This is a genomic window from Nocardia sp. NPDC049190, from assembly GCF_040648115.1.
Lineage (GTDB): Bacteria > Actinomycetota > Actinomycetes > Mycobacteriales > Mycobacteriaceae > Nocardia.
The window spans coordinates 14,934-35,785 of record NZ_JBEZDE010000018.1 but is presented as its reverse complement, the minus strand read 5'-3'; the positions used below and the strand labels follow the sequence as shown (position 1 = coordinate 35,785).

The window sequence follows — 20,852 nt, the reverse complement described above, 5'->3', positions numbered from 1 at the left end:
ATACTCCTATTTTTGTCCTCCTTCAACCATCCTCCCTGGCCCTGGGTCACCGGGGCGGGCGGGGGGCGGGGGTCGTGGGGGGGCGCGCCCCACACCCCCCCCGACGGGGTATCCGCGGCCCGAGAAGACGACGGACCGTCCGTGTCGTGCGACGACGTCGGCTGCCGCGACGCCTCTTCCGGATCCGGCAGTCGGCCGACATTGCCGAGTTGCCGCCCGCGTGGCTCGTCCGGTTTTGGCGCGGGCAACTCGGTGTCGAGGTCGGTGACCGTGGGACGCACCGGGTTTCCGGACACGTCGAGTTCGACGCCATGCGTATACAGCAGGCCAGGCAAGGGCTTTTCCGGGTCGAACTCGCCGATGAACCTGCCACCGTAGTCGAATAACAGCAGCTCGCCATCATGGTTCACCACGAAGTACGAATGGGCCGGGGTCGGCGACCCGTCCGCCCGCCGGGTGTCGACGAGCAACATGCCGCGCCCGGAGTTCTTCAGCCGTGTCGATTCGGAGACGTTGCGCGCGGACGCGCCAGCGGCCGCACCGAGCAGACGAGCGGCAACCGCTTCGTGGCCTGCCGCGCCGTGCCCGAAGAACTCGAGGTGTCCGCCTACCTGCCATGGCAACGCTGCCCATGGCAGACCGTCGGCATCGAGAGCGACGGCGGGCATGTCGAAGACCCGCTCTCCGCGACGGACGCCGTAATAGTAGTCGTTGGCCGCCTGACCGGCCAACAGGCCGCAGGCCGCGTCCCCGGGATCGTGCGCGCCTTCGAGCGGGTTGTTCGGCCGGTGCAACGGACCGAGCGGTATGCCCAGCTGCCCAGCTCGGCGGGCCGCCTTGACCGCGGCCGCCTGCTCGTCGGCCGTGATCTGCATCTGTTTTGCCCAGGTTCGGTCGGCGCGCCGGATCATGGCGTCGAGGTCCCGGTGGGCTTGCTCGTCGCCCTCCTCGTGTGCCTGCGCCCGCGCCAGGTCGTACTCCCACCGCAACCGCACCTTGTCGGTGGCAAGGTCTTCGAGTTCGGCGAGGCGGCCGACCATGTCATAGTGCCAATCGCCGCGACCGAGTCGGTCGAATTCCGGCCACAGGGCGTCCAGGCGCGCGTGGATCGGTCCGAAGTCGGGCAAGTCGGAGTCGAGCCAGCGAATACCGAATTGCCCGAGAAACTTTCGCAGCTGCTTACCGAAAATGCTGTTGGTGGCGTCATGAAACGACTGACTGTGGTCGATCCCGTACACACCCGCGTCGGGATGGACCATCCAGTTCTTGTTGTTGAGACGGTCCTGGTTGCCGACCAGTAGGTCGACAAGGCCCAGCCATCGACCTTCGGTCGTCGACGCATGGATGCCGGCCTGACCCAACTGCATTCGCGATTCCACGGGAATATCGGTATAGAGATCCAATCCGGTGCGCCCGACCACATACTCCATGTAGACCACACCGTTTTCTATGTGGACCGCCGGGACGCGAGCGCCGAGCGCTGCTCCTGTGCGTGACGCCAGATATTCGGCATCGGCATGCCGCGTCTGGTGCACGTATTTGCGGATCAGGACAGTCTCATCGGGAAAGGTGAGTTTCTCCACCCGTTGGGCCTGATCCCGAGTGTGCCCCTCGGTCAGTACCTCGACAGTGGGTTCGCCGGAGTCCAGCGCTTCGCGAACCCGGTCGGCGAACCACGACGGGTCGGGGACCGGGCCGTCGTCGCGCGCTGATTCCGATGTGTGCCTGTAGTTCTCCGACTCGCCCGGGAGCCGGCCGATATTGCCGTCCGGGGGACGTGGTTGTCGTTTCGCGGGCGGCGAGTCGGGCTCGGCGTCGAGATCGTCGACGAGCGGATGCACCGGATCGCCGTTATCCGCGAGCTCTACGACGCGGACATCGCGTAGACCGGACGGGGCATGGGCGGGGTCGAATTCGGTGATCGAGCGGTTGCCGAAGTCGATCATCAGCAGTTCGCCGTCGTGGTTCACCACGAAGTACGAGTGGGCCGGGGTCGGATCGTCCGGATCGGCGTGGTGGGTGTCCACGACCACCATGCCGCGGCCGGAGTTCGCCTGACGGGTCTGCTCGTCCACCTCGAGATATGTCTGGCCGTCCACGGCCCCCAGCAGGCGAGCCGCGATCGCCGCGTGCGCGCGCTCGTCGCCGCCGATGGCGTCGTACCGAGCACGTGCCGCCCACCCCAGCGCGGTCCGGGGCGAACCGCCCAGATCCACTGCTTCCGAGGGCATCTCGAATACCGGCAGCCCCGCCCGCTTCGCGAAGTAGTAGTCGTTCGCCGCCAGGCGGGCCAGCGGATCGCACAGCGCGTCGCCCGGCAGGTGCGGAAGCGTGGCGGGGTTGTCCGGGGACGGCGCCAAACCGACCCGCACGCCCTGATCGCGCAGCAGCCGACGCCATTTGATCAAGTCGGCTTCGCGGTCGGCTACCTCCTTCATGGTCGACGCGCCGTCCTCGGCGGCACGTCGCACCTGCTGGAGAACGCGGCCGTGGTCGACCAGTGCCGCACCCACCTGGTGGAGGATATCGGCGGGAACACCGCCGGCTCGCAACTCGACCAGGGTGTCGTACGGGCGCAGCAGCCACTGCGACAGCGGATCATGCGGGTGACCCACCGAGCCGAGCGCCCTGCGCAGTTCGAGTTGCGTCGCACCGGGGTACTCGGTCGCATCCAGCGCCTCCCGCAGAACGGACACGACACGGTCCCGCGCCTGCGAGAGCCCCAGCGCCAGGTCGACACGGGCGCGGCCGACATCGCGTGCGCCACGCTCCAGCTCGGAGAGCTGCTGAATCGTCTGCGCGTGCCAGTCGCCCCGATCGAGTCGCTCGAATTCCGTTCGCAGGCTTTCCAACTCGGACCGCAGCGACGTCACGCCGTCCGCCGGGTCGAGCGGGTCGAGCCAGCGCAGCCCGAACCGGGCGATGTTATCCCTGGCGCGGCCAGCGAAGTTACTGTTGGATCGCTCCTGTCGATAGGTCATCTCATGGTCGATGCCCCACAGATGCCGCTCGTCTGTCATCCAGTTTCCGTGGGCATATCGACGATCCAGGTTACCTACCAAAGCATCCAACCGACCCAGTCTGCGTCCGTCGACGGTGTCGGTGTACGGCCACACATCGAGGAAGGGATGGAACCCGGACCGCAGCAGCTGCTTTCCGGTCTGCCCCTCGATGTACTCCACGTACACGAAGCCTTCGCCGAGAACGACCGCGGGCACTTTCGCACGCGTGGCCATGCCGACCAGCGCCGCCAAATACTCGGCGTGAGCGTCGAGGAGACGATCGCCGAATTGCTTGCGGACCACCACGGTGCCGTCGGCATAAGTCACCCTCTCCACCCGGTGCCTGCCACCGCGAAGCGGCTCTACCTCGACCTCACCGGTCGCGATAGCCGCGTCGATTCGGTCCGCGAAAGCACGCGCGCGGGCCAACGCACCGTCCGGTGCCGGGTCGTCGCGCACTTGCGTCGGTACGAGCGACGCTTGCGGCACGGGGACCTCGCCGGGACGGACGAGTTCGGTCAACCGGCGGACCGCGTCGACGCGGATGAGATGGTCGGCGATCATGGCCGGGCTCACCGTGTCCGAGGAGACCGACAGAAGGTCCCGGCGTTCCGAAATGAGGTCCTGGCGCAGGCGGTCGAGGGTTCCGTGCCATCCGGTGGCGTCGAGCCCGGCCGGCTGGGCGACACCTAGTTTCTCGGCCAGCCGATTGCGTTCGACGTCCCGGGCCACCTGCGACATGTCCATCGGCGCACGGTCACCGACCAACCCCCGATACAGCGCGTATTCCGGTCGGGTCCAGTCCGCTCCGCGCGTCCGCACGTAGACGAACGCCTCGGCCGCTGCCGCGGACAGATCGATAGCACCGGATTCTGCCGCGAAACCGGCGCCGGACATCTGCCTGGTCCACTCATCGAAGCTCATCCGGACCAGCCCGGCCTCGGTCAACTGTCGGTGGGTGTCCACCAGCACCGCGTGGAGAACCGGCGTCGAGGTGGATCGCGGGAATTTCCAGGTTCCCGCTCGGATCTCGATCGCCTCCCCCCACGCACGCACAGCGCTCTCGAACACAGCTCCTCGGCCCGCGGACACCAACCACCCGTCGGCGACGAGCGCCGAGTAGACCGTGGCCAGGCCGGCTGGATCGCTCGCCCATCTGCTGTTGAATACGATCTCGGTGATCGGCCGCCGCCACCTGGACTCCCGTACCCTGTGGGTCACCGTCACAGTGTCGGGATCGCTGCCCTCCGGTAAGTCTCCGATACGCACTCGCACTCGCCCGGCCGGGAATTCACTCGCCAGCTGCGTGACCGCGTGGGTGAAGTCGCGGGCGACGCCGATCGGCACGTCGGGGTGCTCGAATCCGATGGTGTCGACGCCTCGTGCCTCGAGTTCCGTCACCAGTTGAGCCTTGGCCACCGCTCCGGGTGACGCCTGGACAGACCAGGAGTGGACCAAGTCGGTGTTCTCCGTGCCAGCGGTGGCGCTGTTCGTCAACTGCCGAAAGTCCACTACATAGCCGGTCAGCGCGGCCTGGGCGAACAATTCGGGATTGCGCATGCGCAAGCGCATCAGCGCCTGGAGATGACTGCCGCCGGCCAGCACCACCAGCCTGCGTTCGGCGGGCAGATAAACCACGGTGTCGGCCCACTGCTGTCCCCCGCGCTCCCGCAGCGCGGCAAGCGCCGACCGCATCGCGTCCTCTCGCTCGGCGACCTCGACCGGGCTCGGCTCCGCGACGCCGCGCACCAGGTCGGTCAGCCGCGCCAGGTGTGTCTTCCGCGTGAGACGCTCGCGCCAGAGGGTCCGGATCGCCTCGTCGGCAGGCGCATTCAGCCGCTCGAAGAACGCGCGGTCCCACCCGGCCTGCTCGTCGTGCAGCCGCGTCACGGTGTCCTCCCAGGCCGAACGGTCCAGCCGCCACGGCAGATCGACGCCGAGTTCCCGTGCGAGGGTCGCGCGTTCCGCCAGGGGCGCCAGATCGTCGACGGGCAGCGGCCCCGTGTCACCGACGAGCACCCGATACAGCGAGTATTCCGGTCGGGTCATGTCTGGCTCACCCAGCAGCACATATTCCAACGACGCGGCGAGCGCTCGCTCCGGGTTGATATCTCGGACACCTTCGGTGAAGGCTGCGCCCGGCAGCTGCCCGATCCACTCGTCGTAGGCCAGCGTGATGAGCCCGCCCGCGCGCAATTGATGGTGCGTGTCGCGCAGGGCCGCGTCGATGTCGGCGTGGGAGGCCGGTCCGCTGTGGTGGTCGAGAACCTGAGCGAATGTGCCGACGACAGCGTCGAAGACGGGATTGCCTGTACCCGGATGGAGTCGGCCGTCAGCGACCTGCTGCTGATAACCGGCCGTCAAGCGCTGCGGGTCGGCGACCGATCGCAGATCGAGCGTCACCTCCAGTTCGCCGGTGCCACCACGTCGGACCTGCGCCAGCGGGTCCGGATTCGCCAGCACGTCGATCCCGAAACGCGGCATGACGACGTCCGGAAACCGATCCCGAAGGAACGCGATCGCCCGGTGCAAGTCCTGGACGACTTCGACCGGGACCGCAGGATGGTCGACGCCGAAGGCCTCGACATCTGCCGCGTCCCCACGCGCGCGGTAACGGGCATCCTCGGTGCGGGCGGCGTCGTCGACACCGCCGACCGGGTGCGCGAGAATCCGCCCGGGGTCTGGATCGGCCCGCACGATATCGACCTGCTCCAGGGTGACCCGCGTGCCGGTCTCGTCCGGCACGGCCCGCAGGAACTCGACTTCGAGGCCATAGTGAGCCTGCGCCTCCAGCTGTGGCCAGTGCGAGCCGATCAGGCGGTGCAGCACCGCGCTGTGTCGATCGTCCACGGCGACGATGACGAGTCTGCGCTGCTGCGGGTAGAACACCGCTTCGGCACCCCACTCGTTTCCGCCAGGCCGCTGCCGGATCAAGTCCTCGATACCCGAAGCAGACGAAACCGGCTGCGGCGGAGCCGGTCGCTGCTGCGGGTCGACCAGGCCGGTGAGCTGGGCCAGCATCTCCCACCGGGACGCGTTGTCCGCCAACGCCGCTCGGGTGTCATGCCGGTCAGCGGTATGCAGCTGTAGGACGACGGACCTGCGCTGCGCAGCTACCTCATCGTGCAACGCCACAGGGACCGTGTTCCACTCAGCCTGGTCCAGGCGTGCCGGACGAGGCACCCCCAACTTCTGAGCGAGCCGGTTGCGCCACACCTTGTCCGGGTCTACCGGCGTGTCGTCTCCGATCCACGCCCGGTATACCGCGTCCTGTGGGGTGCTCCAGTCACGGCCCCGCGCCACCAAATACACCAGAGCCTCGGCGGAGGCCTCACCCCAGTTGATCCCCTTGGCGGGATCACCGTCGACGAACGAATACCCCGCCAGCTGCCTGATCCAGGTGTCGTAACCGGTCTGCACTACTCCGGCGGCGGCTAGGCCGACGTAGGTGTCGTCCAATATTCGTTGGGCCTGTTCCCGGGTAGGTAGTTCCGTCTGGCGTCCGATCACGTGCCCGAACTCGTGCACCACCGTGTCGAATACCGGTCGGCCGGTTCCTGCTTGGAGAAAGCCTGTTTCGACGTTGAGCGCCTTGCGCTCCGCGAAGAACTCGGGATCGACGGCCAGATGCCGGGCCAGCACGATCTTCGCGCCGACCCGACTCGCGCCGAGGATCTCCACGTCGACCATGCCGATGGTCTTGGCGTTTGCCAGCGGTTCGATGGCGATGACTGGAGGCGCCACATCAGGGAATCTGTCCCGCAAGTACATCACGGCCTGAGCGAACTCCCGGATCGTGTCGACCGACACCTCTGGATCGAAGAACCCTTCGCCGACCTGCAGGTCCCGCTGCGCCAGCTCCTTGATGACCGGCCGGACCGCGCGCTCGAACTCGACAGTGCGCCGGAGTTGATCGAGCTTCGAAGCCCGCTGCGCGTAGTCGGCCACTTCGTCGCGGGCACCGGCGTCGTCGACACGGTGGATCAGATCTCCACCCTGCCGCGCCAGTTCATCGTCGATGCGGCCGATCGCCGCATCCCACGCCGCCCTGTTCAGCCGGGACGGGTGGTCTATGCCCAGCTCCGCCGCGAGCGAGTTGCGCTCCACCAGCAACTTGACCTCGTCGATGCGAGGCAGCGCCACGTCGCCGGTCGCGAGCCGGTAGAGGGCATACTCCGGGCGCAGCGGATCGAGTCCGTTGGCCGCGATATAGGCGAAGGCGTCCGCCAGCGCCTCATGCGCGGACAGCCGCCGCCGCAGCAGCTTCCAGCCTTGCTCGAAACTGTGACTCGGCAGCTGCCCGACCCACTTGCTGTAGCTCAGGTCGATCAGCCCGGCGTCGCGCAGTTCCAGATGCGTGCGCCGCAGGACGTGTTCGACCTCGGCCGCCACGATGCCGTCGCGGGAGAGGTCCAGCGCGTATCCGAACATGTGTGCCAGCGTGTCCAACACCGGGTTGCCGGTCTTCGGAAGCGCCCACCCGGCCTCGATATCGGCGGCCATCGCGGTCGCCCAGGCCTCAGGGTTGCGCGCCCAGACCGCATTCAGCGTGATCTCCGCGCCGTACCCCCCCGAGGGCAAGGGCACCCGGTTCGTCTGCGCGTAACGGAAATCGGAGAACTCGAGAATCCCGATCCGTGCCAGCCCCACCTGCGGGAACCGCCGTCGTAGCCGGTCGAGAGCACGTCCGAAGTCTTCTACCACCGACACCGGCACATGCGGATCCAGGAAACCTGCCCGTACCACGTCGTGCAGCGCCATCCCATGCCGCTGGGCCATTCCCGCCAATAGGTCACGCTTGGCCCGCACCGCCGTGCTGTGGTCGTAGTCGGCGGGCAATTCCCGCACCGGCACCCCGTCGGCCGGATCCTGGTGCGGCCGCAGCGGCGAATCGCGGCTCGAACCCTGATCGGGCGGAGGCGGCTGTGCCAACCCACCCCACTTGGTCAGCTCGATCCCTGTCACGGACCGCGCGTGCGGCGCCGCTGCAGCAGGCTCGAACTCCCCGATGAACCGACCGGCGTAATCGATCACGACAAGCTCGCCGCTGTCGTTGACTACGAGATATCGGCGTCCCGACGATTCGGTGACCACCATGCCTCGACCGTGGTTGCGCCGTCTGGTCTCGTCATCCACTTGCCGATAGGACTCGCCCTGCTCCGCACCCAGCAGGCGCGCTGCGATAGCGGCGTAGGCGTCCGCGCCTGCGCCGAATGGCTGCGCTGGTGCGTGTTCCAGCGTCGCCCAGTCCAGCGGACGCTCCCACTCATAGTAGAAGTCGTTGACCGCGCGCCTGACCAGTTCCCCATCATGCCCGTCGTCCGGGATGCCGTCGAGGTGCAGCGGGTTGCCCGCGGGCGACACGGGATCGATACGCGACCAGGAATTCCGCTCCATCCGCGTCCACTCGATCTGCTTGGCGAGATCGGCCGTCAGCTCCCGCAGCCGTCCGCCCGCCAGAGCACAGCTGACCGGTCCGTCCGGCTCACGACCGACCCGAGTGAGGTCGACAGCGTCGTGGTCGAATTCGTCGAGCCGTCTCATCAGTTGGTCATGCCAGTCGGCGGCGCGGATCCGCTCGAATTCCGGCCGCAGTTCGTGCAGACGGCGGCGGATCTCCCTGAAGTCGATCGACGCGACCGGGTCGATTCCCTCGATCCCGAACAGCCGGGAGATTGCGCGCACTCGGCGCTCGAAAGCCCCAGGCTCCCCGCGCTGCGCGAACGTCGACCAGTGCCCGCTGCCGTGTACCCCGAAGTCGGCGCCGACCTGCCACTGCCTGCCCAGACTTGGATTGCCCACCAACGCATCCAGCACGCCGAGGCGGCGACCATCGGCAGTGTCGACGTACGGCCAGGCCCATACGCGTTCCTGCCGAGACGTGCGCGGGGTGCTCGACATGCCCCATTCCTGCCCCGGCAGCCCGTCGACGTGTTCGGTGTAGACGACGTAGGCGGAGTCCGCGCCGAAAGCAACAGCCCCCGGTTCCAGATAGACCGCACCCACCCGGGCGCCCGCCACATGGGCGACCAGAGATGCCGCATACATGGCGCGGGCCTGGGATTCCGTGCGGACATACGTCCGCGTCACCACCTCACCGTTGCGGTAGGTGATTTGCTCCACCCGCAACGGCGACACTCTGCCGTCGTCATGCACGTCGCCGTCACCGGCACGCACCGGCTCCACGGCGTCGATCCCGCTCGCGTCGGCCAGAATGAGTCGGTCGATGAAGCCCATGTTCCGAACCACCGCGGGGGAAATGGCGTGCGATAGGTCGGACGGGCCGGCGGAATCACGCGCACCGTCCGGAGCCGGAGAAGCATGCTCTTGGGCACCGGAATCGTCTGTGCTGTCCGGCGGCTGTCCCGCGACGCGTCGGACGATGTCGTCGATCGTCCACAACTCGCCGTTCAGCAAGCGGTACAACACTTCATGTGGACTGGTCCAGTCCCGGCCATGTACAACGGTGCGCGCAAAGGCTTCCGCCAGCGCCTCCTGCGGATTGATCGAGCCACCGGGCATGCGACTGTACCCCGACAGAGTCGCCGTCCACTCGGCGAAACTCAACGGCGCCATCCCGCGCGCAACCAATTGTCGGTGTGCCGCCGGCAATGCCGATTCCCACTGCGTGATCAGCGCCGCCTCGCCCACCGCCCCAGACCGGTACGCGAGGAGGTGACCGAACTCATGCGCGACCATGTCGAACCAGGGGTTGCCACTGCCCGGCAGAAAAGTTCCATCCTCGACCGCATCGGCCCAGAACTCCGCGAACCTGACAGGATCGGCCAGCCACGCCCTGTTGAACGCGATCGTGAGGACCTCCGACCCGTCCGGCAACCGAATCACCTCGGTTCGGGCAGGCACATCATCCGGAAGCGTGTCGGGGTACTCGGCGACGTAGAACGAGTCCAGCCCGGCCCCGGGGTGCGCGGTCATCAGATCACCCACGGCCCGCGCGATCTCGCGAACCGCCGTCACCGAGATGTCCTCGCGCAGGAACCGCTCGTCGAATCCGAGGCCCGCACCGGGCAACTCCACCCGTTCGAACATTTCCTCGAACGCGGACTTCTTGGCCTCCCATGCGTCGTCACCGACGAGTCCCGCATCCCGCAACAACAGTCGCAGCGCCTGCTCCGGAAACGCCAACGTTCGCGGCTCCGCCCAGAACCAGCCCGGCAAGCGGACATCGCGGGAGGCGCCTGCCGGATCCAGACCGCCCCGGATGGGGTGCGCGGGCATGTCCGGATGGTCGACGTCCCGACGGTGCAGAGTGCTGTCGATCGGCCGTAGCACCCCGTCCTGGCCGACCCGATGTGCGATCACCCATGCCTTGCCGACATCGCGGAACGGCTGGATCTCCCGCCACCGGCCGACCTCCAGCGGTCCGCCGGTGAGCGGGTCGAACACAATGATCTCGCCACCGACCTTGGTCATCTCGACCCGGTGCGCGGCGGCGCCGTCGTCCAGCACGACGGTGAGGGAATCTGCCACGCTATCCGGGATCACCTCGCCCCGCTCATCTCGTGCCCGGCCGACGCGCAGATCGTCGATGATCTGCTCCACCAACCCGGTTTCGCCCGAGTGCGGGTCCCGCGCGGAAACCGGCACGAGGCGGCCCCCGACACTGCCCTCGAGGGCGCGCCAGTCCACCTCACCGACACGGAGGCGGAAAACGTCGTCGGCCCCGAGATCGAGGAGGGTGCGGTTACCCGCGGGCAGGCAATCCTCCACGTCCGACGCCAGTGCGCCGAAACGCTCCTCAGCACCGGAAACGTACTTGGACACGTCGTGCCCTAGACCGATCCGGGCAATCATCCGTGCCAACGCGTCGCGCCGCTCGAACAGCAGTAGGTCGGTACGGTCGATGCCGTCGACGGCCGCAAGACGCCGCGCGCCCGACGGCAGATTCTGGGTGTCGGGCGCGATCTGTGAAACGACCGCATACACCGAGACATCCGGCGCCGACGCGTCGTTCAAGTCCACGTTGACCGGATCGACCAGCAACACGGTGTGCAGTCCCTCGATTTCGGTCAGTCGGAACGACAGCCCACTCGACGTGAACGCCGCGTCTGCTGCGCCTTCGAAAGTCACCAGGTCGATGGCGCTGCCCACGACGCCATCGACCGCGTTGGCCGCGTCGGCGGCGGCGATGTCGCGCCGCAGCAGCGCTGCCCGCTGGGCCTCGGTCCACACCTCCCCCGCGCCGGGAACGCCACGCATCCATGCCACGACGGCCACCCCGGCGCCGTGCTGCATCCGCTGCATCACCTCATAGACCCTGCGGGCCAAACCCCAGTTCTGCTGATAATCAGATGTCATCAGTGGGTCGGGGTGTGTTCCGACGATGTACATGCGTTTCGCGGCGGTCGAGGCGTCGCCGAATACGAAGGCCACCTCACCGGTGTGGGGGTCGACGTCCCGCACGAAGTGCGAGGCTACGCCGGGATCGAAGGTAATGCTGCCGATCAACCCACGGATCAACATTCCCTGCTTGACTTCTGCATAGGAGAGTTCGGTCGTTACCGCCTTGTCGGTCAGTTCGCGCAGGTGTGTGACGAGCGTTCGTAGGCTGGCTTGGTTGCAGACATCGTCGGGAATGCCCACGGCGCGGGCCATCAGGTCAGGATGGACTCGCAGCACCGCGCGTTGCAGCCGGGTCAATCCGAATACACTCGGCGCCGCGCCTCGTTCCAGCGCGATCCGCTCGCGCAACTGTTGCGGCAGCCCGTCGTCGGTCAGACCGCGCCACCACGCGCGGTTGCGCGCGGCCTGCGTGCGGGCGTGCCCGACCAGTTCGTCCTCGTTCATGGTGCTCTCGAGGAACTCCGAGTAATCGAGCGGTAGCAGGCGCTGCGCCACATCCTCCCGACTCCCCGGCGCATGAGCAGTTCGCTCTCCGGACAGCCGCGCCATGGCGTGCGCGGCGAGATCCCGGTCGAGCGCGGTCGGACCGTCGTCGTCGAATTCGCCCCGCGAGAATCTCGGTGGTGGATCACCACCACCTCCACCTGTGTCGGCATCGTTCCCGACCGGAGTCAGGTCGTTGAACAATGCTTCATTGAACGGATCGCGCGGATCCGATGACTCGCCCTCCGGCCCGGTGCCGCCACCGGCTCGGCCCCACGCCTGCAGGTCGGTGTCTGTTCTCGGCACGCCGGCAGCGATCGGTCCATCCCGCGTACCGCCCGGTCCCTCCCACGGCTCGCCGCCGATCCGCGACTGCGGGCCCTCGCCAGGCAACACCGGCGGCATACGGTCCTCGCCCAGTGAATGCAGCGGAGTTCCATTGTGGTCGTAGGCGATCCCGTACAGGCCCTTTACCGTGCGCGGTCCCTCCGGGGGCGGGAACGGTAGCAGGTTTCCGTGCCGGTCGCGGATCTTCGCGACTCCGTTGTCATTCACGACGAGATAGGCGTGCGCGCCCACGCCGTGCGCGTCGACGGGTCCGGTGTATTCCTCGACCACCAGCATCGCCGCACCCGACCGCATGCCCTCGATCTGCGCTGCGACCGATCCGTCGCCATCGACCGCGCGTAGTTGTCCACGGGCCGCCGCCTGGAACTCCGTCGCCGACATCCCGTCCAACCCGACGTGCCGGGGAACACGGACGTCGACATCCGGGCCGAACCATGCGCGCAGCGCCGCCAAAGTCTCCGGTCCGCAGTCATTTCGGGCCCGCAGCTCAGGAAGGCTGAGATCCGCGTGTGCCCCGGTCGGATCCCGGAACCCGTCCAGCGGCAGCTCATCGGCATAGATCGGATCGCCGTGGACCAGTTCCACCAGCCGCGCGTAATGCTCTACCCTGCCGAGGTGCAGTCCCGCGGCCGCCTGCGCCGCATGCGGACCCAGGACCTCCATCCGCGCGCGGACCTCGTCGCCCTCTGCGGCGAGCTGGCGGTGCAACCGAGCCAACTCCCGCTCCCAACCCGCCGCGGTGAACCGATGAGGCTCGGCGATCCCCAGTTCGGCAGCCACCCGCACCCGGCGCACATCTGCCGCGGTATCCCACGGTGCACCGGTGCTCGCGCTCACCAACGCGCGGTACAGCGCGTACTCCGGACGAGTCACGTCGATCCCGTGCGCCTCCACCCAGGCGAACGCCTCCCGCAGCGCTGCTTCCGCATTCAGCTGCCGCCTCCCCCACGACCGTGAGAAGCTCTCTCCGGACAGTTGCCCCGCCCACTCGCGGAAAGACAGGTCGGTCAAGCCGTGCGACCACAGATAGCGATACAGCTCCAGCAGGGATGGTCGCGCCGTCTCCCACGCCGCCCGGTCACCCTGAATGTCGAGCACTTCGGCGAGCTGCCGATTGATCGAGTCCCGCACCGGATCCCCGGTCAACGGCAAGTGGTCGCCGTCCTCGACGGCCACCCTGGCACGCGCTCGCAGTTCGATCGGATCCGCCAGAATCCGGGGATCCAACACGATTTCGGCGCCCCATCCCCGCGGGTGCACCGGATGCAACCGCACATCCGAAGCCCGCCCGGAGAAATCCCCGTCCGGGGCGTCCGAATTCAAACTCTCGAACCGGACACTCGACAGCGGCACATCCGGATACCGCTCCAGCAACACCTCGACCGCACCGACCACATCACGCAGCACCTCAGACGGCACGGTGTGCGCGAGATGCCCGAAGAATTGGACGTCCTGCCGCTCGAGTGCCTCCACCAACGCTTGTTTGTGCGCGTGCTCGTGCTGCGCGGTCATCCACGGCCGCTCGTCGTCTGCCGCGCCACGGTTTCCCGCTCGCGGCGCATCGGACTCCGACTGTGCACCCGAGGTCCCCGACTGCTCCCAGGGAACGTCCCAGTCCGTTTGCAGCCGGTATGTGTCGTCCGGCTCGGTCCGACGCACGATCGGCTCACGGTGGCGCTGCCAGTCGCCGCTGTCCGCTGGGCGACCGTGTCCGTTCAGCTCCGCGACCTCGTCCTCAGGGCTTTCCAGACGCGCATGCGGATCAGGGGCCCGGCCGCCGGACTCGCTGCCTGTCTGCGCATCGAACTCGCTGTGCTCCCACGAGATTTCCGGCTCAGCCCCGCCGGCGCGCCCTCTCCCGAGCGGGTCGAAGTCGTCGTGCTCGGCCGGCAGCGCATCTTCGTCCAGATCCTCCTCGTCCTCGCCGGGCACCGGCTGCCAGCTGTGCAGCAGCGGCACCGGGACGGTGCTCGGAACGCCGTGGACGAGTTCCACCAACCTTCGGAAGAGCGCCACCCTTCGGGAATACTGCTGCAGCGCCACCGCCTGTTGTCTGGTGGACAGCGTCTCCCGCATCGCGGGCCACTGCTCGCCTTCTTCCCTCAACTGGCGTTCCACTTCGGCGACGGCTCGTCGCCAGCCACCTGCGGTCAGTCGATGTGGATCGGAGATCTCCAACTCCGCCGCCACGTTCAAACGGAGGACCTCGACCGTCATGTCGACCGGGGTGTCGAACATCGTGCTGTTCAACGCTCCCATGAGCGCGTAGGCAGGCTGCCGCATATCCAGCGCCCGCGCCTGCGCCTGCTCGTAGGCCTCCGTGAACGCCTCCGGTGTGTCGAGCACGACTCGGCGACCGAACACGGTGTATGTGAAACTGCTGTCCGACAGTTGGGCAAGCCATTTCCGGTAGGTCGTGCCGACGTGTCCTTCTCGCTTCAAGGCCCGGAACGCGTCCCGCAGCACCTGCTCCGTGCCGACCGGATCGATCCCGAGGCCACGCAGCTCGTCCACGAGCGGCATCACCTCGTCGCTCCGCCGACTTCCCTCGTACCCGGGTGTCGTGGTCGCTTCTTTCTCCTCGCCTCGGTGGCTGCGGGGCTCGAACGTGCGTGCCGCGTCCACCGACGTATCGGAGGTATCCGCGGAATCGGTTCGGACCGTCTCGGGTTCTCCGTTGCGGTGCTTGCCGGAATATCCCGGCGTCGTCGTCGCGGCCTTCTCCGCACCCCGATGCCGACCACCGGCGGACTCCCCCTCCAGACGACGACGCCCCACATACCCCGGCGTCGTGGTCGCGGCTTTCTCGGCGCCACGATGCCGACCCTCGCCGGAGGAGCGCTTCGCCGCCTCGGCTTTGGTGCGCACCTCGGACACCACCTCGGAGGTCGATCCTCGACCGGGTACCGACGAAACGGGTGGGCTTGCGGCAGTAGCTTGTCGGGGACGAAGGTCATCCGACCCGACCGGACCATCCGCCGTCTGTCGTGGCACGGCTGAGTGGTGCTGAGCGGCATCCACATTCGCCGCTCGACCGGAGCTCGACGCAGGTTGCGCGCCCGCACGCGCCGCAGATCCGGCCGCCCCGGACGAGTCGGCCGTGGAACCGAAGTCCGGTCGCGCGATCCCCGGTTGCATCATGCGCGCGGCAGCCCCTGGCCCCGACCGATCGGCCGGTCCAGTGCCCGGTAACCCAGCCGGGCGCGAGGACGTCAGGTCGTTCGTCGAAGTGCGCGTTTCGCTCGACGGACTTCGAGCCTCCGTCGGCTGGCTGCGTGTCGGTGTGTCCTCGGCGGAGCCAGCCACCCCGGCAAGACCGACCGGCCCGGTGGGATGCGCCGCCGCGGTGTGCTCGGAGACCTGGGGGGGATCTGCCGCGGAACCGGTACCCGGCCCCTCGGAGGTCGCTACCTGCCTGGCGGCCACATCAGCGGGCGCCGGGCCCGGGACAGCCGCGGAAGCGGCGTCGACCGGGCTGGCTGTCCCGAGTTGTTCGGTACCGACCCCGACCCTCGCCCCGGACTGCGCCGCCGAGACGGAATCCCCCCGGGCTTGCGGGCTCGACGCCGCCTGCTCGTGCTGTCGACCGTCGGTCGCACTCGACTGGGGCCCGGTCTCCGTCGGCGGCCTGGGGTTCGGGGTCTCCAGGGCACGATCGACCGTTCGGGGTGTGCTGGTCGGTGCGATCGGTGTGGTGCGCTTCTCGGCCGGGACCAGGGCAAACCCCAACTTCGTGATCGGCCCCACCCGGTTGTTGAACCTGGCGAAGAATCCGTCCGGATTCCGGTGCGCCATGTGCTCGAAGCCCTGATGCCCCCACATCGATGTGCCCGCACCGATGATGCCCGAGCTGACCATCCGGTAGTCGAAAGTCCAGTCTCCGGTGACGGCGCCGCCGCCCGCCCAGCCGGCCAGCCCGCCGACGATACCGCCGCCGAGCACGTTCGCGGCGAACATGCGCTGCGGGGTGAGGTGGTCCAGGCCCCATCCCGTCGTACTGAGCTTCTGCAACCCTTTCCCGAACGCACCGCCCGCGGCGCCGCCCGCCGCGCCCGCGGCGGCTGAGGACAACGCCCGCGTGGTGTCGAATCCGGTGCTCTGATGACCGTGACCGATCTCCCACAGCTGAATGCCGGCGTCCTGCCCGAGACCCATCGCACCACCGAGCAGGGCGTGACCGGACAGCTGCACCGTGAGCCGTGCAGCCAACCTCGGCACACCCGCCCCGGCCAGCCTCGACAACAACCACTGGGCGATCCGGGTCAATGCGATCCGGGTCGCGCCCATCGCCGCCGCGTCGACGGCCGGCGAGGTGAGTGGGAACAGCTTCGATGCAGCGAGTTCGAGCGCCAGCAGGATCAGCGAGCTGATGATTTGGATCTTTCCGGTTTCTATGCTGCCGCCGGTGTCGTCGGCCTGGGTCGCCAACTGCTCGAACTGATCGACGAGCTTGGGGATGTAGTCCGCGAACCCGTCGAAGGCCACTGTCATGGCCTCGATACCGTCGCCGCTCGGATACGCCGCGACGGCAATGGATTTCGCGTTCGCCACGTCCGGCACCAGCTCCGCGAGGTCGGCTGCCGCCTGGCGCAGGAAGGCGGCGAGCTGCCACATATCCTTTTCGATGCCCTCGGGCCATTCGGCCCCACCGACCATTCCGAGCAGCCATTTGCCCGCCTCGCTCAACTCGAGACCCATGACCGCCGCCTAGGTGAACCGCCCGAGCATCCCGGTTCACCAGGCCGAGTCTTTGAAGTCTGGCTCCCGCCGACCGCCGGGCGGCTGGCCGGGGTCTTCGTCGACCTGGCGCTCGGCCGACTTCGGCGGTGCTGTCGACACCTTCGGGGTCACCGGCGTGTAACTGCCCAAATCGGGCAGATCCTCGACGATGTCGGTCAGCTTCGGCAGCCGGGCCCGCTGTTCGAGCAACGGGCGCTGGATCTCGGCCAGCTGTCCGGCCAGATCGGCCTTCGCGGCCTGCGCCGCGGCCGTGACCGCCGCCGCGATCTCGCCGTAGCCGAGGTCGTCGATATCGTCGGCGAACCGCGTCTCGATGACGGTGCCCTCGGCATTGAGACACACGGTAACCCGGCGCTGCTGCGCCTCTCCGGTCGCTACCACCGCGGCGGCGCGTTGCTGAATCCGCGCGATCTCACCCATCTGCTCATGGAATCCCTCCACGAGATCGGCCAGTTGGGACTTGAAGTGTTCGTTTGTCATCGCTCAGCCGACCCTGTCCGCCCGCCACCGGAAACGCTGTTCGAATCCGGCGGCGTAGACCGAAGGCGGCGTAGACGACGAAGAGCGTTCCAGCACGCCGTCATCGGCGACGTAGAAGATCGCGCGGCCCAACATGACCTGTCCTTCCGGCGCCGGGACATGCACCAGCCACCCGACGCCGACCCGGCTGGCCACCAACCCGGACACCGGGTAGCCGGGTGTCTCGAGTCCCCGCTCCAGAATGTGGTCCCGTACAAGGGCGATGGCAACTTTCTCCGGCAGTGGGGTCGATCGCACCGTGGCGAGGCCCGCGGCGTCGAATTGCATGTAGGCAGCGTCGATGTCGAATCGTTCGGCATCGGTGAACAGCGCCACCACCGTCTCCCGTGTGACCGAGCCGACCTCGGCCGATCCGATCACCGTTTCGGCGGCATCCCGGATCTCGTCCGCCGGACGCGGATCCCCTGCCTCACGGGCCAAGTCGATCACCTGATCCGCCACGGTGTCTTCGTTCCATAGGTCGGGCAGCGCGACCCGGGCGGGCGCGGGTTCCGGCGACTCGCCGCGGCGCCATGCCCCGGACTGCCACCAGTAGCAGAACGACAGCATTCCGGTTGCCGCCCGCGGGTTCAGCACCGCGCTCGTCACCCAACTCGGCGCCCCCGCGTACAGATCCGGCAATGCCGCCTCACCGTGATAGCCCGCCGCGAGTTCGGGCGAGTCCACTCGCCCGCCGGACAGCACCGCCCGGTCGCCGGACAGCAGATACAGCGTCGCGCCGTTGTGGTCGCCGTCCTCGAACCAGCCCAACGACGGCAGGATCCGCGGACCGTGCTCGGACCCGGCGGCGACGCCGGCCGCCGCCAGCGTTGCCCAGCGGGCCCACAGCGCCCGCAACGGCGGCAGTCCTACCACCGGACGTGCCATGCCGGCTCGATCCGCGGCGGCTACCGCGGCTTGTCGGGGCGTGCGGACCTGGCGTCCGGTGTTGTCGATGTGCGCGGCGAGCCAGGTCGGCAGCCGACGGGGAAACGCCTCCAGATCCGCACGATAGGCGGCGGCTGGAAACAGCTGCTCGGGCGGGAACGGAGTATCTCCATAGTCGTACTCCACCTCGAGTCGGCCCCCCTTGGTGAGCGACAACACCAACCGAAGCCACGGACCATCGCCCAATTCCGCCGACAATGCGCGCAGTTCACGAACCGCGTGCACCGTCGACTCCGGTGGCGCCGCCCGCACCGACCGCTCCCCATCGGTGTAGATCAGCTCGGCCGCCTCGTCGGCAACGGTGAGCGTGAACATGCCGTCCATACGCTGCCACCCCTCCGGGCCGAGCGCCGCCAACTCACGGGCGATGCGGTGCGACAACTTACGCGCCTTCTCGGCCGGATCGGTCGCACCGGAGCCGCCGAGACTGAATTTACGGTCCGGCTCGCCGGCAGCAGGGTCCTCGCTCATCGGTCGCCGCTCACGCCCTACGCCGGAATCCTTCAGCGTTCTTGTCTTCCCATGCCTGCAGGTAGTGGGCCGACTTCGTCTGGGCATCGGACATGTCGCCGAATGTCTTCGCCAGACCCGGCAGCGCTCCTGGCTTTCCGTCACCGGCGCGATCCAGTAGCTCGTCGCGATTGGGCACATAGGACTTGGCGAACTCGGTGCCGTAGCTGTCGTCACCCCACGGCTCGCCCAACGCCTCCGTATTGTTTTTCACGGTGGCGAGAATGTCGGCGACCTTGTCACGCAAGTCCTCGGCACTGTGGGCGGCCTTGTGCAGTTTGGCGATCGTGACCTTCACCTCGGCGGCCATCGAACCTCCTCATGGCAGGCAATGAGTTGAGTACGTCGAGCACAGTGCAGCACCCGCCCGCCACGGGCGCCAAGTGTTCTCACTATTGGGAGGCCGCGGCCCGCATATCGTCGTTGAACCGCTGATATTCGGCACTGACACACCGCAGCTTGACACTGCCGCGCAACGCCGACACATGCACGAAGGCAGCAGGTTTCAGCTCCCAGATCAGCTCTGGGTACTCGCCTTCCGCACGCCGCGTCGGCTCCCCCAATGCCTCGGTCACCCTGCCGCCCACCGTGCCATACGCCTGCGCGACGAACTCCGCTACCCCGTCGGTATCCGGCGCGAACGAGTCGGTGACGTTGACCGTCACCATGCCCACCCGACTGCCGAAGAAGGTGAATCGCGCCTCCGGCCGATTCACCGCTATCGCGGTGCGGGCCACCACACCTGGCCGGGACACCTCTGCCAGGGACCAGCCCTGCGCGGCGCACAGTCGCTCGACATCGGCCAATCCCCAGGTCCAGTCGAATTCCCCCGCCGCGGAGACGAAATCCGCCACCGCGTCGAGGTCTACCCTCGCGTCCACCCGCTCACCGTAACCGCCGATGCCGCTCACTGCTTCCCGATCAGTCAACACCCTGTGCCCCCGGTCCGGCTTCAGCGTTGCCCGAAGACGATTGTGCGCGGCGTACCCAGGCTGTGCCGGGTCGACCGATCAGTCGCGCTGCTGGGCAGAACGTCGACGAACTTGGGTCCGACAATGACCGAATGCCGGCGCCGCCGGCGCGGTTTGGGCCGGCTATAGCGCGCGAGATCCTGAATCACGTTGCCGGCCCGGTCATACCCGACACCGGCCCAGAGCATCTCGCGCGGCGGCCAGCCCACTTCCACCATGTGCGCGGCACGGCGGGCGCACGGCGCACGCAGCGGGCACCGCAGGCAGATCTGCCTCGATTCCATCCAGGTCTCGGCCGTTCCGGTGCCGAGATCCCATCGCTCTGGCTGCTCGGCGCACGGTAGCAACCCGGACGGCGGCGTCGACATCGGAGCAGTCATGGGTTCTCGTCTCGTGCGACTCGGGAATATGGGACGGCGGAATCGGGGAGCACACATCCAGATTCGCGGCTTCGACCCGTGCGTGGGCAGTAGGGAGATCCCTGCATCGCCACCCCACCGACACCGTTGCGCATACAGATCGGCCTCCGCTGTCCCAGGAAGCGGGGCCGTCGTCGAACCACCGGGTCGCGTCCGCCGACTGTGCCGAGTCTGCGGCCACCGGCCCCGGCATGTGCGGATTCTGCAGTTCATGGCATAGTGGTCTGTTGAGATCGGGCTTATCGAAGTGATCTGCACGGCTCACCTACAGAAAAGAAGTTGTCAACACCATGGCTCAAGGCAGTGTGAAGTGGTTCAACGGCGAAAAGGGCTTCGGCTTTATCGCCCAAGACGGAGGCGGCCCTGACGTCTTCGTGCATTACTCGGCTATCACCGGGTCCGGTTTCAAGTCCCTCGACGAGGGTCAGCGGGTGGAGTTCGAGGTAGGCCAGGGCCAGAAGGGTCCCCAGGCCCAGGACGTCCGCGCTATCTGATCCAGCGTGACTTGTAGAGGCTCCGCACCATCGAGGTGCGGGGCCTTTCTTGTT

At 67.7% G+C, this 20,852-nt stretch carries 7 protein-coding genes; 1 reads left to right on the top strand and 6 read right to left on the bottom strand.

Features of this window, described 5'->3' with window-relative positions; all coding sequences use genetic code 11:
• From AB0B25_RS17380 to AB0B25_RS17355, 6 genes are all read right to left on the bottom strand, one after another.
• A partial coding sequence (locus tag AB0B25_RS17380) for a hypothetical protein (RefSeq protein ID WP_357180063.1) occupies positions 1–16,895 on the bottom strand: 16,895 nt, incomplete at its 3' end.
• Positions 16,896–16,931: 36 nt separating this feature from the next.
• Positions 16,932–17,417 (bottom strand): YbaB/EbfC family nucleoid-associated protein, encoded by a 486-nt coding sequence (locus AB0B25_RS17375; RefSeq protein ID WP_357180060.1) that lies wholly within the window; start codon positions 17,415–17,417, stop codon positions 16,932–16,934.
• 3 nt (positions 17,418–17,420) lie between these two features.
• On the bottom strand, positions 17,421–18,875 hold the full coding sequence (locus AB0B25_RS17370) for a hypothetical protein (protein WP_357180057.1): 1,455 nt from the start codon (positions 18,873–18,875) through the stop codon (positions 17,421–17,423).
• A gap of 10 nt (positions 18,876–18,885) precedes the next feature.
• A complete protein-coding gene (locus AB0B25_RS17365) occupies positions 18,886–19,224 on the bottom strand; it encodes a hypothetical protein (protein WP_357180054.1) in 339 nt (112 codons plus the stop codon).
• An 82-nt stretch (positions 19,225–19,306) separates the two neighbouring features.
• Entirely contained in the window at positions 19,307–19,795 is a 489-nt protein-coding gene (locus tag AB0B25_RS17360; protein WP_357180051.1) for a DUF6301 family protein, read from the bottom strand.
• 71 nt (positions 19,796–19,866) lie between these two features.
• Positions 19,867–20,265 (bottom strand): hypothetical protein, encoded by a 399-nt coding sequence (locus AB0B25_RS17355; protein ID WP_357180048.1) that lies wholly within the window; start codon positions 20,263–20,265, stop codon positions 19,867–19,869.
• Positions 20,266–20,594: 329 nt separating this feature from the next.
• On the opposite strand from AB0B25_RS17355, the gene AB0B25_RS17350 reads away from it, so the two are divergent.
• Positions 20,595–20,798 (top strand): cold-shock protein, encoded by a 204-nt coding sequence (locus tag AB0B25_RS17350; protein WP_357066481.1) that lies wholly within the window; start codon positions 20,595–20,597, stop codon positions 20,796–20,798.
• Positions 20,799–20,852 lie beyond the last annotated feature (54 nt).

Coding starts and splice junctions, on each gene's coding strand:
- AB0B25_RS17355 (WP_357180048.1), bottom strand. CDS start 20,265: ATGACTGCTCCGATGTCGACGCCGCCGTCCGGGTTGCTACCGTGCGCC.
- AB0B25_RS17365 (WP_357180054.1), bottom strand. CDS start 19,224: ATGGCCGCCGAGGTGAAGGTCACGATCGCCAAACTGCACAAGGCCGCC.
- AB0B25_RS17375 (WP_357180060.1), bottom strand. CDS start 17,417: ATGACAAACGAACACTTCAAGTCCCAACTGGCCGATCTCGTGGAGGGA.
- AB0B25_RS17370 (WP_357180057.1), bottom strand. CDS start 18,875: ATGAGCGAGGACCCTGCTGCCGGCGAGCCGGACCGTAAATTCAGTCTC.
- AB0B25_RS17350 (WP_357066481.1), top strand. CDS start 20,595: ATGGCTCAAGGCAGTGTGAAGTGGTTCAACGGCGAAAAGGGCTTCGGC.